At 36.2% G+C, this 19,255-nt stretch carries 15 protein-coding genes; 5 read left to right on the top strand and 10 right to left on the bottom strand.

Features of this window, described 5'->3' with window-relative positions; all coding sequences use genetic code 11:
* Nucleotides 1-6 precede the first annotated feature (6 nt).
* The gene (locus DG508_RS13210; RefSeq protein WP_108868605.1) at nucleotides 7-1,482 is read left to right on the top strand and encodes a RagB/SusD family nutrient uptake outer membrane protein; all 1,476 of its coding nucleotides are present in this window, start codon (nucleotides 7-9) and stop codon (nucleotides 1,480-1,482) included.
* Between the two features lie 94 nt (nucleotides 1,483-1,576).
* Here DG508_RS13210 and DG508_RS13205 read toward each other — a convergent pair whose 3' ends face one another.
* The 10 genes from DG508_RS13205 to DG508_RS21385 form a co-directional block, all read right to left on the bottom strand.
* On the bottom strand, nucleotides 1,577-2,206 hold the full coding sequence (locus DG508_RS13205; protein ID WP_108868604.1) for a class I SAM-dependent methyltransferase: 630 nt from the start codon (nucleotides 2,204-2,206) through the stop codon (nucleotides 1,577-1,579).
* Between the two features lie 5 nt (nucleotides 2,207-2,211).
* Complete coding sequence (locus DG508_RS13200) at nucleotides 2,212-4,341, bottom strand: DUF349 domain-containing protein (RefSeq protein ID WP_108868603.1); 2,130 nt, start codon at nucleotides 4,339-4,341, stop codon at nucleotides 2,212-2,214.
* Nucleotides 4,342-4,479: 138 nt separating this feature from the next.
* A complete protein-coding gene (locus tag DG508_RS13195) occupies nucleotides 4,480-5,211 on the bottom strand; it encodes a shikimate dehydrogenase family protein (RefSeq protein ID WP_108868602.1) in 732 nt (243 codons plus the stop codon).
* Nucleotides 5,208-6,233, bottom strand: coding sequence for a DUF368 domain-containing protein (locus DG508_RS13190; protein ID WP_108868601.1), 1,026 nt, complete (start codon nucleotides 6,231-6,233; stop codon nucleotides 5,208-5,210). The genes DG508_RS13195 and DG508_RS13190 overlap by 4 nt, the downstream gene beginning before the upstream one ends.
* 9 nt (nucleotides 6,234-6,242) lie before the next feature.
* The gene (locus DG508_RS13185; RefSeq protein WP_108868600.1) at nucleotides 6,243-7,208 is read right to left on the bottom strand and encodes a DUF368 domain-containing protein; all 966 of its coding nucleotides are present in this window, start codon (nucleotides 7,206-7,208) and stop codon (nucleotides 6,243-6,245) included.
* Between the two features lie 191 nt (nucleotides 7,209-7,399).
* On the bottom strand, nucleotides 7,400-8,788 hold the full coding sequence (locus DG508_RS13180; protein ID WP_108868599.1) for a tetratricopeptide repeat protein: 1,389 nt from the start codon (nucleotides 8,786-8,788) through the stop codon (nucleotides 7,400-7,402).
* Between the two features lie 377 nt (nucleotides 8,789-9,165).
* On the bottom strand, nucleotides 9,166-10,365 hold the full coding sequence (locus DG508_RS13175; RefSeq protein WP_108868598.1) for an aspartate aminotransferase family protein: 1,200 nt from the start codon (nucleotides 10,363-10,365) through the stop codon (nucleotides 9,166-9,168).
* Nucleotides 10,366-10,434: 69 nt separating this feature from the next.
* Nucleotides 10,435-12,303 carry an OstA-like protein gene (locus DG508_RS13170; RefSeq protein ID WP_108868597.1) on the bottom strand — a complete coding sequence of 623 codons (1,869 nt, stop codon included), beginning with the start codon at nucleotides 12,301-12,303 and terminating at the stop codon, nucleotides 10,435-10,437.
* Between the two features lie 1,196 nt (nucleotides 12,304-13,499).
* Nucleotides 13,500-14,150, bottom strand: coding sequence for a PQLLE family protein (locus DG508_RS13165; protein ID WP_103866508.1), 651 nt, complete (start codon nucleotides 14,148-14,150; stop codon nucleotides 13,500-13,502).
* A gap of 63 nt (nucleotides 14,151-14,213) precedes the next feature.
* Nucleotides 14,214-14,336, bottom strand: a complete 123-nt coding sequence (locus DG508_RS21385; protein ID WP_255412564.1) for a hypothetical protein — start codon at nucleotides 14,334-14,336, stop codon at nucleotides 14,214-14,216.
* A 356-nt stretch (nucleotides 14,337-14,692) separates the two neighbouring features.
* Between DG508_RS21385 and DG508_RS13155 the strand changes: the two genes are divergently transcribed.
* The 4 genes from DG508_RS13155 to DG508_RS13140 form a co-directional block, all read left to right on the top strand.
* Entirely contained in the window at nucleotides 14,693-15,376 is a 684-nt protein-coding gene (locus tag DG508_RS13155; RefSeq protein ID WP_108868595.1) for a DUF4280 domain-containing protein, read from the top strand.
* 3 nt (nucleotides 15,377-15,379) lie between these two features.
* Nucleotides 15,380-18,367 (top strand): toxin VasX, encoded by a 2,988-nt coding sequence (locus tag DG508_RS13150; RefSeq protein WP_159090818.1) that lies wholly within the window; start codon nucleotides 15,380-15,382, stop codon nucleotides 18,365-18,367.
* Nucleotides 18,368-18,423: 56 nt separating this feature from the next.
* Entirely contained in the window at nucleotides 18,424-18,648 is a 225-nt protein-coding gene (locus DG508_RS13145; protein ID WP_108868593.1) for a hypothetical protein, read from the top strand.
* On the top strand, nucleotides 18,639-19,255 hold a 617-nt coding region (locus DG508_RS13140; RefSeq protein ID WP_159090817.1), incomplete at its 3' end, for a hypothetical protein. The genes DG508_RS13145 and DG508_RS13140, both read left to right, overlap by 10 nt.

Raw genomic sequence — 19,255 nt, 5'->3', positions numbered from 1 at the left:
AAAGAGATGAACAATAAATTTTATATAATAGGTATTTTATTTTTATCATTAGGGTTCTTTGCCTGTGATGATGAATTAAATGATTTAGAACCTTTTACAGAGGCTGAACCAAGTGCTTTTTTAACAACACCTCAGAATTTTGAGATTGTTATGAATGGTGTCTATAGACAGCTATGGCTGTACTATTCTGATCCAGGAAGTGGCTTACAGGGAATTCCTGATATAATATCTGATAATGTAATTCTAGCTCAGACTGGAAGAAGATCTAATGCTGATTATTATGACCTAAGATATGTTGCAAGTACTTTAAGAGCGATTCCATTATATTGGAGTGAAGCTTATGAGGCGATAAATGGAGCAAATTTGATTATTGAAAACATAAGTAATATAGATGGTACTACTGAACAAGATAATATTCTTGGACAAGCATTAGCGGCAAGAGCATGGGCACATTTTGACCTTGCTAGAATATATGGGCAAATCCCAACGCAAAGTGCAGGTGCTAATGGTACTTTAGGGGCAGTTTATCTTAAAGCTGAAGATGGAGATACTGGTAGTACTATAGAAGATGCCCTTGCTGAACCAGCGAGAGAGACTATAGCTTCAAATTATGAAGAGATTATCGAAGATTTAGAACGTGCAAGTACTTTAATCTCTGAGGATAGCAATGGTGAAGGAACATTAAATAAAAATGGTGTAGAAGCATTGTTATCTAGAGTGTACCTGTATAACGGAGAATATCAAAAAGTAATAGATGCTGCAAATAAGGTGACAGCTAGTTTAGCTACTGCAGAAGAACTTCCTGATGTATATATTGATAACACTAATGCAGGTGTAGTGATTGAGTTATCTATTAATACTTCTTCTCAGTCAAGAGGTAATAATGTAGGGGTACTTTATAGTCAGTCTTCAAGAGGAGAAACAGTTTCTGAATATGTGATGGATTTTGATTTCTTTAATAGTATTGATGCTACAGATGTAAGAAAAAGTGTTTTACAATTTGTTGGAATTAATGACGATATTGAGTACAATGCAATCAAAAAGTTTCTAGGTGAAGAAGGACAGACGAACGGTTTAGTTGATGTAAAGGTTCTTCGTATGGCAGAAGTAATTCTAAATAAGGCAGAAGCTCAATTTGAACTTGGTTTAGAAGCAGATGCATTAGCTTCTTTAAATGAGTTGAGAGAAGTTAGATATTCTCCTTACGTAGCTGGAACAGAAACTGGCGTAGCTCTTGAAGATGCTATTCAGTTTGAAAGAAGAGTTGAATTGGCTTATGAAGGACATAGATTCTTTGACCTTAAAAGAAGAGGTGAAGGCATTAATAGAAACGCAACAAATGGGGATATCATTGATGGTACAGGAACTCCTCCTACAGAGGCAACTTTACCTGCAGGAAACTTTAGATTTCAGTTTCCAATTCCTATTGGTGAGATCAATGCAAATTCTACTATAGCTAAACAGCAAAACCCTGGTTACTAAGTAGTATTTATAATATAGTATTTAACCTAAAATAATTAGGTAAATCAAAACCCCTGTCAATTTATATGACAGGGGTTTTGTATTTTATAAAAAATTACTTAGTAAATACTATTAGATCATTATCAGCGATTTCTATTGATTTAAAGTTGAATCTCTTTTTGATCCAGTGTATTGTATCCATTGTATAAAAAAACACGTGAGTAGGATCGTTTTTATACCACCAGGAATCAAAATCTGTACGTGGGTCATAAACTTTAGTTTTGCAATACAGTGTTCCATTAGGGAGTAATAAAGAGTGTAGTAAATCAAACTCTTTGTAAGGGGTGTAAAAATGCTCTATCACTTCACAACAAACGATATAGTCATATTTCTTTTCCAGAGCATTTACATGGTTGTAAAAAAAAGGGTCATACTCTGTGATGGTATAGTTTTTCTGTTTGAGTAAATGCGAAATAACAGGTCCGCTTCCTGATCCAAAGTCGAGACCTTTATGAGATTGGGTGTAGTCTTTTTGAATTCTGTTTACAATAGGTAGTGCGTACTTTTGAAAAGAAAGATCATTGACATCATTTTGATGTAATTGATATCGTTGTTTTTCTTCTTCTGGTGTAAGGAAATGAGCAGGATGTAATAATATACCCTTACACTGTAAACATTCAAAATAAGCACGTCCTTGTACCTCAGAAAACAGCTTTGTTTCTGAAGCACAAAGAGAGCATGTCATTTTGATTATAGTTGTTTTATTTTTTTGAGTTTGGCTTTCCAGACTTCTAGGGTTTCTCTATGCTTTTCTATATTTTTATTTACATCCATTACCATAGGATTATCGTCACTTGCGTGTTTAAAAAATAGAAGGTTATTCTCTAATTGACGAATTTCACCATTTACTTCATCAATTTTTTTGCGAATAAAATTTTGTTCATTTCTAAGAGCTCTATCGTCTGTTTGAGAAGATAAAGTATTTAATTTATTCTCATATTTGATAAGTTCTGTTTCTTTACGGCTTAAATTAAGTTGTTGAAAAAGTTTATCAAGAATCTTATTGTATTCAGATTCTATGTTTTTCTTTTTATACGGTACTCTTCCCAGTGTTTTCCAGACAGCGATATCTTCTTTTATAGTTTTAAGGTCTGCATCTGGATCACCAGAAAGTGTTATTCCTTTTATTGTTTCTAGGTGTTTTTGTTTGTTTTCTAATGCGACTATTTCCTCTTTATTAGCTTCATCTCTCTCTGCATGGATTTTATCAAAATACGCATTACAAGCATCTTTAAAACGTTTCCATATGCGGTCACTATCTTTACGAGGAACATGCCCGATTTTTTTCCAGTCCGATTGAATTTTTTTCATCAATGGGGTGGTCACCTCATAATCATCACTATCCTTATTGTCTTCAGCTATCTGAATCAGTTCCATCTTTTTACTTAGATTGTTAAACTGATCTTTTTTAAGGCCTTTATAGAATGTATTTTTGTTACGATTAAAATCTCTTACAGCGGTTTTAAAATCGCTCCAAGTTTGTTCATTTACATTAGAAGGAACTTTTCCTGCTTTAAAAAAATCATCTCTTAGTGCTTCAATTTCTTTAATTTTTTGCTGCCATCCGTTATGGTTTTTTGGGTGATCTATACTAACACCAATGATTTTTGTGATGATCTCACGTTTTACCTCTAGATTTTTTTCATATACTTTATCTAAATCTTTAAAGTAGTTTTGTCTATTTTCATGAATCTGTTTGGTCAAAGCACTAAACTTTTCCCAGATAGGTTCTCTAAATTCTTTTCCAACAGGTCCTAAGTCCTCTTTCCACATTTTGTGGAGTAATTGTAGTTCTCTAAATGATCTATTTACATCTGTTTCTTGAGCTAGTTCTGTAGCTCTTTCGATGATTTTGAGTTTTTGTTCAAGATTATGTTTGAAATCTAAGTCTCTAAACTCTCTATTGAGATGTAAGAAATCATAAAAATTTTCTGTATGGTGGTGGTAGGTATTCCAGACAGTATTATATTTGTCTCTAGGAATAGGCCCTGCATTACGCCACCTTTCTTGTATACTTTTAAAATGATTATATGTGGTATTGATGTTTTCATCCACATTCAGTAATCCTTTTAATTCTTCTATTAATTCGAGTCTTCTTTTTAGATTATCTTGATGATCTTTTTTCAGATTTTGATAATAAGCATTACGTTTTTCTTTGTAATCAAAATAAGCAGAATTGAATTCCTTCTTTATAGGTGTAGAGTAATAAAAGTCAATAATATCACCTCCATCTGCTAAGAACTCTTCTTTTTTCTGTTCTACTTCTTCGTTGAATTTGGCATTAAATTCATTTTTAATTTCATCAACATGCTCTTTTATTGCCTGAATTTTTTCATTCTTGATCAAGTTTTGTAGTTCTTTGATCAGTTCTTCTTTGGTCAAGGCATGGTAATCCTTTTTTTCTATATTGTGGCGTTCCATAGTCGTTTCATCTTCACTATGTTCTGCTACCGCTTCATCCATTTGATCTTGAATCTGATCTTTGTTTGTTGATGCAGTTTCGTTTGTAGATTCTTCTTTATGGGCTGTCGTTTCTTTAGAAGCATCTGTTGTTGCAACGGTAGATGGATTGGCGTCATTTTCTTCATTTTCAGAAGATGTTTGTTCAGCATCGGTAATTTGTGGGTTCACTACTTCAACAGGAGTTTCTTGATCAGACTTTTTTAATGTTTCTACAGTAGCAAGCGTACTATCTGATTGCTGCTGTGCTGTTTCTTGTGTAGTCGTTTCTAGATTTTCAACCTCAGAGTTTATATCTAAAACTTTGGTTTTGTTCTCTTCGTTTCCATCTGTCTGAGACAGGTTATCGCGTGTTGACATTGTGTGAGCTTTTTTATTTTCTGAGCATAATAGCCTGACTAAGATACTAACATATTAGAAAAACTCAAAGTTATTGATGGGTTTTAAGATTACTTTCTTTTGATTTAAGTAAGAATTTTAATACAAAACCCACTAAAATTAGGTGTTCCAGATTTCCCAAGCTTTTTCTGCTTGTAGTTTTAACATTTGTAGTCCATTAGCGACAGTAGCTCCTTTTTCTTTCCCTTTCTGCATAAAGGTGGTTTCAGGAGGGTTGTAAATCAAATCATATAATACATGGTCATTAGTAATGTATTGATAAGGAATATCAGGGCAATCAAGGATATTGGGGTGTGTTCCTAATGGGGTGCAGTTTATAATCAATGTGTGATCTGCCATAATAAGGCTATCAAGATCTTTATAACTAAGCTTATTATGGCCTGAGTTTCTAGATACAAATGTATATTCAATGTGTAGCTGTTGTAATGCATAAGCAATTGCTTTTGATGCCCCGCCAGTACCTAGGATCAATGCTTTTTTCACCGTATTATTAAGCAAAGGTTTTAGTGATTCTGTAAACCCATAATAATCACTATTGTACCCTATGAGGCCTTTTTCTTTGTCAAATTTAATAACATTGATGGCACCAATTTCTTTGGCAATAGGATCAAGACTATCCAGATATTCAATGATTTCTTGTTTGTAAGGTATGGTAACATTAAGACCTTGTATTTTTGTGTCTTTGATAACTTCTGTGATCTCTGTTATTTGTGGAATATCAAAGTTGGTATATTCACAATCTAAGCTTTCAGACTTAAATTTTTCAGAAAAAAAACCTCTAGAAAAAGAGTAGCCAATGTTTCTACCTAATAATCCGTATATTTTTTTCATTTTGAAGTTTTTTGTGTTTGTTTACCGTACCATTCTAATCCTAGAATAATGGCTATACCTATAAAAATATAGAAAATGGCCAAATAGGTTTCTATAGAGGTAATGTCAGGGAAATAGCGATCATAATTATCCAAGATAGGATTGCCCAGTCCATCAAATAGTGTGGTTCCTAGAGTATCGGTTTTATATATTTTGTGTTTCCAGGGCCATACAACACCCAGTGATCCTGTGATAAAGCCTATTATTGCTGCAAAGGTGGCATTTTTATAATGTTTTAGTACATATCCCAAAAAGTGCGAAAGTGTTACCAAACCAGTTAATGAGCCTAGGCTAAAAACAACCAGAACTTTAAGTAACCTAACTCTTTGAGAATTTGCTACAAAAGAAAAATCCCAACGTATAAGATCTGCCATAGTATCATATAAGGCATTTACAGAATCTACCAGTAAAAGGACATAATTGCCTAATAAGATAAGAATAAAAGAACCTGATAATCCAGGAAGTGTCATACCAGAGACTCCAATAATACCGCAAACAAAGACAAACCATAGATTGTCATTTTCTTTGGCAGGATCTAGTAAGCTGATTCCAACACCGATTATAGTACCGATAATGATGAGGCATATGTTTCTTTTACTCCAATCATCAAAATCTTTTACTATATAGTATATAGAACCGATAATCATTCCAAAAAAAGCAGCCCAAACATATAGCTCGAAATGAATAATCAGGTAATCCAGAATTTTAGAAACACTAAAATAGCTAATCAGCATTCCTAAAATAAGAAGCCCTAGAAATCGTCCATTGATATATCTCCAAAAGCTTCTGAATCTAAAATTGATAAATAATTTAAAAGCTTTGAAATTAATTTTTTGAAGCGAATAGATAAACTCTTCATAAAATCCAGCAACAAAAGCAACGACCCCTCCAGAAACTCCAGGAACTTTATTGGCTGCTCCCATGGCTAGCCCTTTAATAATAAGGAAAAATTTATCGGTGAGGGTACGGGTACTGTGCGGCATTGGCAGGGGTTAATTTGTTTTTTTTACAGAAAGACGTTCTAGTATCAGGATTAATAAAAAGCCAATAGCTATAAAGAGTAAAACCCATAGTATTCGTGGGTCATTTTCATATTGAGAGGGGAGAATACTTTTTTCGATAAAAGGAACTTCGATTCCTTCAGAATTTGTTCTCCAGGACAGTACTTTTTTCCATGGCCATAGTTTATTAAGAGAACCTATCATAAAGCCTGTAAGTATTGCCAATGTCATATTATTATGATGTTTAAACATCCAGTTCAATGCTTTAGAGAATAGTTTCAAACCGATTAATGCACCAACGCCCATAATCATTATTTTGGAGATGGCCCCCCACAATAAATCAACATCTAAATTTACAATCCCGTTGCGTAATTGATTTATTAGGTCGATAGCGGTTTGGTATGCTCCCAGAATAAGCAAGATAAATGCGCCAGATACTCCAGGAAGTATCATGGCTATGATTGCTATAAAACCACAAAATAAAAGATACCAATTGCTATCTGGTGAGGCTAGTGGTTCTGCAATGGTGATATAATAGGATACTATTGCAGCTAGAAGAATGCCTAGGATCGTTTTTGGTTTCCAAGAGTTTATTTGTTTACCTATATAGACAATGCTGGCAAGTACCAGTCCAAAGAAAAATGCCCAAAGTAATAGTGGTTCGTGGTGTAAAAGCCATTTTATAAGCTTGGCAAGAGAGAGGATACTGATCAATATTCCTAAAAAAAGAGCTGATAAAAAGGACAGATTATAATGTTTCCATGCAGTAGAAAATCCTTCTTTTTTCCAGAGCGAGAAAAAACCTAAATCGAGATTGTTAATGGTTTCTATCAATTCTTCATAGATTCCTGATATAAATGCAATCGTTCCTCCTGAAACTCCAGGAACCACATCTGCCGCCCCCATAGCTATTCCCTTTATTGCAATGATAAGGTAATCCTTAAGCTTTCTTTGCATGTGTGATGTTTTGATATTAATGATCAAAACAAATGTATGGATTTTTGTAATGTAAATCTATTAGAAAAAAGGAGTCTTTTTCTAGGCGGATCTCCCCAAAAGAAATTATTGACCACAATTATTTCTTTTTGTCTGAATCAGAACATAATTCAATTCAGGTTAGGGGGGGGGATTCATTTAGAGAGTAGCTATTATTTATACTCTGAAATAATATTTTTTACCAGTGCACGATTAAATACTTGCTCAAATAGTTCTTCTAGAACTATGTGGTATTCATAATCGATTTTTAACGCTTTTCTCAGGTGTTCTTCTCCTTTATCATAGTCTAATCCTTCAAAATGCAAACCAGCTATTCTAAAATGTACTTCTGCATTACTAGGATAAAACTCAATTGCTTGATATAGGCACTGTATAGCAGCATTTGATTCTCCTAGAAACCTAAGGATATCTGATCTGTTTAGCCAAGTTTCTAACTCATAGTTACCTAATTCAATAGCTTTTCTGTAGCCTCTTTCGGCTTCTTCATAAAATGAAAGTCTGTTATTGATTTTTGCATATCGTTTCCAGTACAATACATTCTCACTATCAATATTTATGGCTTTATTGATATAATAGAGTGCTTTTTGGTAATTGCGTTTACGCATATAGAAATCGGTAATAGCGATCCATCCTTTGTCTAGTAAAGGGTCTTCATGCACTGTTTTAGAATAATACTGGATTGCCAGATCATCACTATTCAATTTTTCATAGGATTTTCCTATTCTAAGTAAAGCAAAGGAAGTGGGGTCGTCTAGCTCCAGTGTTATTTTATAGTTTTCTATAGCTTCGGCATAGCGTTTTAGTTTTTCTAGTACTTTTCCTTTTTCTAGATAAGCGCCTATAAAATACTCATCACTTATGATTGCAAAATCAAATGCGGCAAGTGCTTTTTTATAGTCTTTGATATCAAAATATTGTTTTCCTACCTGATGCCATGCAACTTCACAGTACGGATTTTTATCTAAAAATATATTTAGATATTCTATCGCTTCTTCATGCTGTTCTAGAAAATCAAAGCAGTATATGATATTGTATAATGCAGAATAATCTTGATTATCGGTCTCAAGGCATTTCATAAAATTGATTTTGGCATTTTCAAAATCATCCATAAAAAGATATTCCATGCCTATAAGAGAATATACATCTGCTTCGTCATTTGTATATTCTAGTGCCATCATCAATAATTCGATAGCTTTGATATGTTTATTTTGTTTAGAAAGAATATTTGCTTTTTGTATATATATTTCTTCGTTTTCGGGTTCTATGGCATGTAGTTGTGCCAAGAGGTTATCGGCTTTATCTAGGCGGTTTTCAAAAACCAGTACTTCAACCTGTAGAAGTTTTAGATTGACAGATGAAGGGTGCTGAGAAAGCCCCAGAGAAATTGCTTTTTTAGCTTTAGCAATTTTTCCGTTTTCTAGATAATGATGAATAATGGACTCAAATTCATCAGAATCAAAAAACTTAACATCATTAGATCTCAGCATAGACTCATATCGAGTTATAGAGAAATTATTTTCTTCTTCGTGGTTAAATTTCATACACGTTGATTATAGATGCTAGATAAATCATACATAAAACAATAAAAGCACTTCTTTATTGTCTTAAGCAAGAATCGTATTCAACCTGTGGTATTACTTTTTCAACCTTTATAACAAGGTTCTAGTAGGTAAAACGGGTTTACTTATTACAATACTTAATTTATTTTCGCATTATTGATTTCCTCAGTATTAAAATTACAAATGATATCGTATCGTGATACTTGTATACCTATATTGTTTTTAACAAACTAATTAACAAAATACGTACCATCATGGTTTATAATGGTATAGTTTTTCTTTTGAAGAAAGCCGAATATCTATAATTGATATGTGAAAAGAAGTGTATTAAAGATACATTTTTTTAATTAAAGATCAATTTATTGGGGTGTGTTTTCTGATAATTGTATCTCATTGAGTACTTTAAGAATGATGTCACAACCTTCTTTTATTTCTTTTTCAGATATGGTAAGTGGTGGTGTGATGCGTATAGCAGCGGGTTCAAACAGCAACCAGAATAAGAGTAACCCGTAGTCTTGGCATTTTAAAATAAGTTGATTGGTTATCTCTGGACTAGGAGTGATAATGGCAAGCATGAGTCCTAATCCTCGTATTTCTTTTATTAGGGGGTGTACTAATAATGATCTAAAAAGTTTTTCTTTTTGCAGGGTGGCTGTCATTACGTCACTTTCTGTGATTTCTTGTAATGTTGCCAAAGCGGCAGACGCAATAACGGGATTGCCGCCAAAGGTAGTGATATGCCCAAGTTTTGGGTGATCTTGCAGTTGATCCATCATGGCAGTAGCCGCTGTAAATGCACCTATAGGGAGACCGCCTCCCATTCCTTTGCCCATTGCTACGATATCGGGTACTACCTCATAGTTTTCAAAACCAAACAATTTACCAGTTCTGCCAAAACCTGGTTGTATCTCATCTAGAATAAGTAATGCTCCTACTTTTTGGCATTGTTGTTTTACTTTTTTTAGGTATCCGTCTTTTGGTACTATAAAACCAGCGCCTCCTTGTATGGTTTCTAGGATAACAGCGGCGGTTTTGGTGGTTATCTGTTGCAGGTCTTCTTCTTGATTAAAGCGTATAAAACCAATACCAGGTAGTAGTGGTCTGAATGCTTGTTTGCGCTCTTCATAACCCATTACACTCATAGATCCCATGGTATTACCGTGATAGGCTAGTTTTGCGGCAATAATCTCGCTACGTCCTGTGACTCTTCTAGCCAGTTTGATGGCACCTTCTATGGCTTCGGTGCCTGAGTTGGTAAGGTATGTTTTTTCTAAAGGATCGGGCAGGTGTGCGGCTAATAGCTTGGTGAGTGCTACGGGGGTTTGTTGTGCATATTCACCATATACCATAACGTGCAGGTATTTGTCTAACTGATCTTTTATAGCACGTACTACTCTGGGGTGCCTGTGCCCCAGACTACAGGCAGATACTCCAGCAATAAAGTCTAAATATTTTTTGTTATCTGTGGTATAGATATAGCTTCCTGTAGCGTGCGAAATTTCTAGTGCCAGTGGGTGCGGTGTGGTCTGTGCCTGATATGTAAAAAAATCTTGTTTCAACGCGGTATATAGCCTGTTTGTTAGTGTTATAATTTGATACTATCTTGTAGAAGCCTACCTATGATCGTATTATTTTATCTTGATACTGTCTTTTACTTTTTCTTCTGGGTATTGCAATGTGGTCACCGTTACGCTGTCTCGTTGCTTTGCAGTACGCATAAGATCAAGGTCTACTTGAGCTGTCTTTTTTGGTGTTTTCTTTGCATCGGTAGAAAGTTCTTCTTTGTTTGGTTGTTGTATGGGTATAGAGTCTAGTTGCTCGTTGGTTTCTTTGAGTTCTGCATCTTTGAGCTCTTGCTCTAGTAGTCTGGAGCCTTCTGTTTTGTTTTCTTCTAATCGTTTTACGGTTTCTTCATCAAAGAAATCGGCTTCGTCTTTTGGCAGTGGTATTCCTTTGATTTTAGTTAGTTTTGGCGGTGTTTCACCTCTAAACAGGTCTGCTTTACTATTTATACGCTCTTCCCCCCGCCAATGAAAACCTGATAGCTCACGCGCATTTTCTGGCAGATCGATCTCTCTATATAGAACTCCGTCTACGTTTTGATAATAGTATACATCTTCTATCTCTCTATCATTGAGGAGTAATCGTATAGAGCTAGAAAGCACTTTGTTGATCCCGATAAGTTTTAGGTCTCCTTCACTTTCTCGTTGATAAAAGATGGTTTCTGTGTTTTTATCAATGTCTACTTGATAAATCTCGTTATCCTTGAATAGTCCATAGAGCGATTGGCCTTTTACCTGATTGTAGCCTGCTTTTAGGGTGTCTTCTTGTGCCAGAAATGCATTTTGATAGACAACAAGAGAGTCTAGTTTATCTGTTTTGGTATCTGATATAATTTTTATGGTATCGCCAGTCATTTGATTTCTCTGTGCCCAGATAATGGGAGAGCCTATCATCTTGGTATATCCTGTAACCTGATCTACATTGATAGAATCACTCTTACCACTCATATTGCTTTTGTAGATTCTTACATCATAAAAACCATTCATAATCCTATGTTCGGGTTTACCAGTTACCATAAGGGTGTCACTGTGAATATAGATAGAATCTTTTTCTTGTAGTGTAGCCGCCAGCGCTCTTTTGGTAATAAATACAGAATCTCTTTCTTTAAAAACCTCTGCATAATGCCCTGTAATCACTGAGTTATTTGCAGTGTCTAGTACTCTTATATTATTGGTTGCAGAGGCAAATTGATTGGCACTATTATAGAAGATACTGTCGCCAAAAACGGTACGTTTGTCATAATCGATTCTTGCATTTTTTATGGCATATCCTGTTTTGGCTTTGGTGTCATAAAATCCACGTTCACAGTAGAGGGTACTTTCTTTTCCTTTTACGGTAGAGGGGCCATATAGATAGGTGTGCCCGTTTTCTGAATAATAATCCAGTCGATCAGAGTCTACGGTATTCTCGGGATTTACAATTTTTACCTTGGTATTAAAGGAGTATTGTTTTCGATCCATAAAATAGCGTCCGATTTTACTGGTCAGTGTATTTGATGAATCTTTGACTGTACCACCACTACGATAATATGCTTGTTGTCTTACGCGATCAAAAAATAAGGTGTCTGTGCGTAGTGTATTAGAGGGGGTTTCCATAAATACATCATCACGGGCATAGGCGAATTGTGTGTTACCATTATACTCTGCATATTTACTGGTCATAGTAATGGTGTCTCCCTGTTTCATTTTTACATTCCCCAGGGCTTTTACAAACTTATCTTCGCCATAGTGAATGGCTTGATCACACCAGATTTCTATTCCCTCATGCATCATATATACTTGCTTGTCTACTTTGGCAAGAATGGTGGCTCCAGGAAATCGATTTTGATCCTTGATCGTACGATCAGATTGTACTTTGATTTGTTTTGCTTCTTGCCCATAAGTGGCTAGAGTGCCTAAAACGAATACTAGTATATAGAAGAAATTATTTTTCAAAGGGTTTCAAATTTGTATGCAAATTAACGAAAATTGTACCTAATGATTGTTTAATACCAGTTACATTTTGAGTTTGCTATAATAAAACTTACCATGTATATGGTATCACTGCAAATCACTTACTAGAAAAACTGTTGTATTTTGAAATTGTTGCGCGATGGTTAGTTTATGTAGTATTGAGTATTGAGTAGTTAGTATTGGGTGTTCAATATTCAAAATTACTTTTACATTTAGAATTTTGCAGTCTTACATTCCCTCTTGTATATGGTTCCCAGCCTACGCTGGGAGGACAGCAGGTACTTTATGTTTTTGGTTCTGACTTCTATATTTAGTAGTTAGTATTGAGTAATGAGTAATGAGTAATGAGTAGTTAGTAGTTAGTATTGGGTGTTCACTATTCAAAATTACTTTTACATTTAGAATTTTGCGGTTTTACATTCCTTCCTGTATATGGTTTTTTGCCTACGCTGGGAGGACAGCAGGTACTTTCGTTTTTGGTTCTAACTTCTATATTTAGTATTGGGTATTCGATATTCGACACTCCTTGTTCGCTATTCAAAATTACTTTTACATTTTACATTTAGAATTTTGCGGTTTTACATTCCTTCCTGTATATGGTTTTTTGCCTACGCTGGGAGGACAGCAGGTGCTTTAGTTTTTGGTTCTAACTTCTATATTTAGTATTGAGTATTGAGAAACTTCAACATTCAGTGTTCAGTATTGGGTGTTCACTATTCAAAATTACTTTTACATTTTACATTTTACATTTAGAATTTTGCGGTTTTACATTCCTTCTTGTATATGGTTTTTGCCTACGCTGGGAGGACAGCAGGTACTTTAGTTTTTGGTTCTAACTTCTATATTTAGTATTGAGTATTGAGAAACTTCAACATTCAGTGTTCAGTATTGGGTGTTCGCTATTCAAAATTACTTTTACATTTTACATTTAGAATTTTGCGGTTTTACATTCCTTCTTGTATATGGTTTTTTGCCTACGCTGGGAGGATGGCAGGTACTTTAGTTTTTGGTTCTGACTTCTATATTCAGTATTGGGTGTTCGATGTTCTTTGGTTGATATTCGAAAATTCCTTTTTACATGTATAAGAATACCGAATAGCGTCACTTATTTGGTATTGAGTGTTCGGTATTCGGTATTCAGGATTATGGTATCATTTTATATTGATACCGTTTTGTAATTAGCTTTTTCTTTTTCTGCCCAATGCTTCTATCAGTTGGGGTTTGTCTTCTAGAGCAATATTGGCAATGGCATAAAATTCTTGCATCCAATCTTCCATCTTGGTAAAAGCGGCATCTTTTTGTTTGGTTGCGTCTTGTGATTCTCCGATTTCTAATAAATAAGCGGTGCGGGCGGTTTCTACTTTTGCTATCTGCTCTATTCCTGCGGTGATATCTTCTGTTGTGATTCTTAAACTTGCCAGTTGAGTAAGGGTTTCCTGATCTGTGGTGCTATAAAACTTACGAATCGTCTCGATCCAATTATTGTAGGCTTTGGGTTTGCTACCTGTAAGGTGTAGTTTTTTTAAGGTTTCGAGGTCTTTGCGAAATACCACTTTGGCCTTTTTGCGGTGTTTTCTGTATTGTAACTCTAGGGTTTCTTTTTCTTTTTTAAAAACAGCAGAGGCTTCCAGCGTTTCATCATCCTCTTGTTTGTTATAGTCATAGGCCGTTCTGGTTTGATCCAAGAGTAGTTTGCCTTCTTCTATTTTGGCATCATCATAGTTTAGTTCTGCCATTTCTTCTGCGATCTCAGGATGGTCTTTTACATTTTGTAGAGCTACCCTGTATTGTTCTAAAATTGCTGCTTCTGATGCGGTGTACCTTGTCATATACGTATTGTTTTATGGTTTTAGATAATATTCAAAAATCAACGATACTACAGTATATACATCTTATGATTGCCCAAGCATTGCTTCATGTTGCCCAAGCATTGCTTCATGTTGCCCAAGCATTGCTTCATGTTGCCCAAGCGTTGCTTCACGATGCCCAAGCATTGCTTCACGATGTTCAAGCATTGCTTCATGATGCTCAAGCGTTGCTTCATGATGCTCAAGCGTTGCTTCATGATGCTCAAGCGTTGCTTCACGTTGCCCGAGTATTGCTTCACGATGCTCGAGCATTGCTTCACGATGCCTGAGTATTCCTTATAGAGTGCCGAGCATCTTTTATCAATGCTTGCGTATGCCTAGAAAAAGGATATATGATATACTGTATAGCGTTTTATATAAGAAATGGGTAAGGTTCTATAAAAAACGCTTGTATGGGTAGGAAGTGGTAAAGATACTTTTTTTTGTAAAATAGTGTGTAGGAAGACTTTAGTTTTTTTGTTTCAAAATTTTGTGTAATTTTAGCAACAATTAATTAGCCAACGATGAGTAGTAAAATCTATGTACTAGATGGGGCATTGGTAACATGCGACCAGGGGTTTACTCCCGCAAAATTATTGGTTACCGAAAATCAAAAAGTAAAAATACAAGGCAAGTTTAAGGCGACCGATAGAGATGTGCAAGTACCACAAACCTTTGGGCAATGCAAGCTTAAACCCACCAATGGCGGGTATTTGCCATGTATACCAGGGCTACAACCGTGGACCAAGACTTCGCAAAAAGCATCTATGGGGGGTAAAAAATTCTTGTATCAAGACTCTGAGTGTAGTTGTGTTACGGGGGGCAAAGTTACCATTTTACAGCCTATGCAGATCAATACAATGGGCAGTACGATAGAAGAGTTTAAGCAAATTGCAATGATTATGCCCGGGGCGATGCTGGGTAATGACAAAGCCCCAAAAGTAGTAGAGTGTTATTGGATGGATGAGCATGCCACCAACAAGATAGATACGTTACACTATGGCCAGAAAGCGGCCATTTATGTATTGACCGAGAATATAGCTCCTGGTAAAACTATCAAGGTAAATGTGTCTGAAAAAGATGGAAAAGAAATCGATGGGGTGCAAAACAAATTGGTATACTCAGGAACAGTACAGGCAGATGGTACTGCCACACTGCAATTACTAGAAACAGGAGAAGACTGGAACAAAGAAACACAACAGGCATAGGGTATGAGCAGAACAAGACGATTGATTTTGGAAATAGAGGCCGAGGGAAGAACCTTTGATTATAGTAACCAAATGCTGACTATAGAGGGCAAAGAGGCTCCTGCTATAAAATTACATTTTCTGCGGGATGGCAAATTACTCAATGAGCCCCGACAGAGCCACCTGCAAGCTAGTATGCAGACCGAGGCGACTGCCACCCAAAAAGACGAAAACGGCAATATCCTTTTGCAAGAAGTGATTATAACCAGCCCCAAACTGAAACATTACAGTACGGTAAGAACTGGTATAAATCCTGGGTATGTATATATTATAGATGAGAGCATGCCCGATACGCCTATAGAGTTTGCGGTAGATGGCGATGGCAATTTTAAATCGATCTCCTGGCAATCTGGGCCAGAGGGATTTCCTGATGTGCGTACACCAGATGGCCATACCAATACCAATGGGTATTATGAGGCAACTTATGGGGCAGTGGTTTGGGCGGCTTATTCTACCGTGCAATGGACCCAAGCGTACTATGACTCTCTGGTAGCAGATCTGCAAAAACGCAAGGATCGTATGACCCAAATCACGGCAAATGGTTTTGAGCTGGGAGCAGTAGAAGGTACAGACGATTACGACCCCTATAGCTGTATTACTGCCTATTTCTCATCAGACAACAAAAAACGTTGTAGCCATTTGCAAAGAAAAATCAATGCCATACAACAGCAAGAAGAGCAAAGAGCAGAAAACCGCGATACCAATCCTAATCACCAAGAGCCTGAGGTGATGACCGATATGTTTATCACTCTAGAAGACCCTATAGGCTGTGCCATAGATATCAATGAGGGGTTGTCTAAAAAAATATTGGAGTTTAAAGCGCTGATAGATGCTATACAAACAGGTGAAACGGTAGCAGATGCCTATACCCGAATGAGCGAAGGATGTTTTGAGGGGCCAAAACCCGATAAAGAATACCAAGCCTTGGTATCATTGGCAATTACTTGCCATCAACTGGTATATAATGACCCTGAGTCTATCAAAACATACGATGGCGGATCGCCGGGAGCTCATCTCTTTGATCGCTATGGGCTAGACCCCCGCCCCAAAAACCAAACCTTTTATGGTAAACACACTACCCACACTCTACCAGTAACCAGTGCTATAGGCTATGGGCTTGATTACCAAAAAATAGAAGGCATACTGGGGGTCAAAGAGCGTACCGCATTGAGGGCAGAAGTAGGAGAGTATAAAGAAGATATGGGAGTGTATATAAAAAGTAAAGGACTCAAAAATATGCTCGAAGACTACCTGCATAATATAGCAGAGCGCACTCTAGATGGGCGAGGGTTATTGCTGGATATACTAGAGGGGTTGATGACCAATACCTATGATTTTGATAGATTTATGCTTGTTAAAAAAGAGTATAAAACCACTGATAAATGGATAGATTGGGGATATGAGTTAATGAATTGTAAGTTTCAAGACCAATTTACCAATACCCCTGTAACCAGTACAGCATCTGGTTATACAACCCTAGACCCGCTATATGCATTGCTTACGCCATTATTAAATATAACTGAGGTAATAGATAAATCACGTAGTATAAGTCATAAGGCTGCCAAAGTATATAAAAAGAAATTAAAACACCATGCCAGACAAGCCTTTGTCGTAAAAAAGGTAGGGCGCACTATGTTTAAGGAGATTCCCGACAAACAAAACTTTGTAGTAGCAAAAATAAATGAAAACCTTACTCTGTATGGCGAAAAAATGTTTGAGGTACGAGATGGGGAGATGCGTATGAAACTACACGAAATGGGGGTAGAAATAGATACCGATTATGTACAAAAATCACAACATACCCGCCTAAAAGGAAAATTTAATTACTCTGGAACAAAAAAAGGCAATTTGTTACGGCGTAAACCAGGTTTTAAAAACACCAAGCGAGAACTAGAAATACTACGCGCTCTGGTGGGTGAAGAAAATATAGAAAATATAGAAATTGTAGAAAGCGTACATCGTGGGGATCAACAAAATAAGATAAAGGCACGAGTGCGCAAAATGGTTACCAGTGCAGAGATAGAAGCCAATAAACCCAATGTAAAAATTGCAAAAATGATCAATGGGCGCGCCTTTAACGGGGTGTTTGCAGGATTAGAGTTGATTAATTTTAGTGCAGCAGGATATAATTTATTTCAGAAAGGAAGTTGGAAATCAAGAATTAATTTTGTAGGGGCTTCGGTCAAACTTTCTGAAGCGCTGGTAAATGTTATAAAAGCAGAAAAAACTTTTCGAGGAGTAACTAGAGAAGCTCTTGCTCCATATACAAGATGGGCTTCTCGATTAAGTATTGTAGGCGGTGCATTTACAGCAGGAATGTGTTTTTGGGAGAGTGTAGAGGCGATGGATAAAGGAGATGTAGATGCTGGGGTGGCTCTAGCCTTTGCGGGTACTGCTTTTGGGGTTTCTACAGCAATGTCACTGTCTTATTTCTCTACCTGGGCTTTGGCAGGGCCTGTAGGGTGGATTGCCGCAGGGGTGGGAGTGGGCTTATTGGTCATCGCTTCTTTGTTGACAGATAGTGAGCTGGAAGAGTTTTTTAGCAACTTTTTGCTTAGTGATACAAAAAAGTTTCCTAAACAAGCAGGAGAATCCCCTATGGTATATATACAGCGTGTACTGGATAATCGATATGCGCTGACCGATGATGATTATAGAGATACGCTTATGAATCCTATAGAAGCAGAAGTAGCTTTGATGGATGCTATTGTATGCAAAAAAATGGAGTTTGCCCCTATAGCCCCAGATCGTATTGAGCATGAGACTATTTATTATGGGATGGATCAATTTACTGTAAGTGAGGAAACGGTATGCTATTTTAAGGTGACCATGACCTATTTACAACTCTTTAGTGATCCTGATCAGGTAGGATATCGAATATTTTTATACCCCAAAGGGATTGGCGAAGGAAACCCCATGAGCTTACCCCAGAACGTGATGTACAAACAGTAACCAATACCTGGGGGAAGGAGGCAGTACAGATTAGGTTTACTATAGATACAGATTCAATGGCATTAATTACCACCAGATCAGAAATATTGTTTACTACTCGTTTGGCACTAGATGCCTCTGCCTATATGTATTTTCCGTATTCGCTTAAGGGGGAAGAACGTTGGTTGGGTGCCTTGATCCGAGTAAAACGAAAAGGGATTTTGTTTACCCGTTTTATACAAAATAAAGATGTTAAATTAGCACCATTATACACCTTACAAGATAGCAAAACATGGAACTAGATTTTACCAGACCTGTCACCCATACAGGGTATAAAAATGCTGAGAAATTAAAGAAACATTATCATCGGGTAGAAAAAAAAATTATTGAAAAACCTGGTAATCTTAGAAAAGATATTGATATTCTTGATGCTGATAAAGCAGATTATAAAAAAAATTGGTATGCGGATGATAACTTTTTTAATATGCCTATTGAGGGTAATATTACTCCATTCTTAGGAGGGGGGATATCTTTGTTTTTGGTTGTTAGCGGCTTGTTTTCTGATGATACTTTTGATGGTTTTGGTTTGTATGCTTATATTTTATGTTGTATTTCTTTAGCTTTTTTTACGATTTATTATTTTACCAAACCTAAGAAGGAAAATATTTTAAATCGTAAAGATGGGTTGATCACTATGACAGGGGTTTTATGGAAAAAAAATATCACCATCCCTTTTAAGGAGTGTTTGTTTGTATATAGTACAGGGGGTGAAGATGGTACAAGTGCTTATAATCTACAGGCGATGCGCCCTTCAAAAAGTAAATTTGGTACGCTAACAATTTTTACGGTAGGGCAAGGGGATTGTTATAAAGATATGTCATTTATCTGTTGGTATATGGATAAAAATAG

Origin of the sequence: Aquimarina aquimarini (assembly GCF_900299535.1) — a bacterium.
GTDB classification, from domain to species: domain Bacteria; phylum Bacteroidota; class Bacteroidia; order Flavobacteriales; family Flavobacteriaceae; genus Aquimarina; species Aquimarina aquimarini.
Note: the sequence above shows the minus strand (reverse complement) of the source record. Positions and strands in the feature narration are given on the sequence as shown.